Genomic DNA, 910 nt, shown 5'->3' on the forward strand with positions numbered 1-910 from the left:
TGTTGATTTCCACCCAGAAGTGACCCACTAGCCCCCGGTTTTTCCATCTCAATCTGACCCACGTATTAACCCTAGCCTGCTGCTTTTATGTGCAGCAGGAGACCAGGAGTGATTGACGTGGCTACTTTGAGTGTCATCAGGCGCTGGGCTCTTCGTGAGCACCTGTCCATCCGGGAGATCGCCCGCAGAACTGGGCTTTCTCGCAATACCATCCGCAAGTATTTGCGCTCCGATGTTGTGCAGCCTCGCGTTGCACAGCGCACGCTCTCTACCAAGCTCGATCCATTTGCCAGCAAGCTGTCTGGCTGGTTGCGCACAGAAGCTAACCGCTCTCGCAAGCAGCGACGCACGATCAAGCAGATGTTTCTGGACTTGCAAGCGTTGGGCTATACCGGCTCCTACAGCCGAGTTGCTGCCTTTGCAAGGGTTTGGAAGGCTCAGTGCCATGCGGCTGAGCAGACAACGGGCAGAGGCGTTTTTGTGCCCCTGGTCTTCGGCGATGGAGAAGCCTTCCAGTTTGATTGGAGTGAGGACTGGGCTGTCATTGCAGGTGTGCGCACCAAGCTGCAAGTAGCTCACTTCAAGCTCAGCCACAGCCGAGCCTTCTATCTGCGGGCCTATCCGCTGCAAACCCATGAGATGCTGTTTGATGCCCACAACCATGCCTTTGCGGTGTTTGGAGGCATCCCCAGGCGAGGGATCTACGACAACATGCGCACAGCCGTCGATCGTGTCGGTCGTGGCAAGCTCAGAGAGGTCAATGCCCGCTTCAGCGCTATGGCCAGCCACTTCCTGTTCGAGGCACAGTTTTGCAACCCGGCCTCGGGCTGGGAGAAGGGACAGGTCGAGAAGAATGTTCGGGACGCTCGCCATCGTATCTGGCAGTCCGTGCCAGCCTTTCCTACGCTCT

General features: G+C 57.3%; 1 protein-coding gene. It reads left to right on the plus strand.

Features of this window, described 5'->3' with window-relative positions; translation table 11 throughout:
* Positions 1 to 108: 108 nt before the first annotated feature.
* Positions 109 to 910, plus strand: an 802-nt coding sequence (gene istA / locus QEP12_RS16880; protein ID WP_284214985.1) for an IS21 family transposase, incomplete at its 3' end; no start/stop codon positions are given.

The organism is Comamonas jiangduensis (assembly GCF_030162955.1).
Classification (GTDB): domain Bacteria; phylum Pseudomonadota; class Gammaproteobacteria; order Burkholderiales; family Burkholderiaceae_C; genus Comamonas; species Comamonas jiangduensis.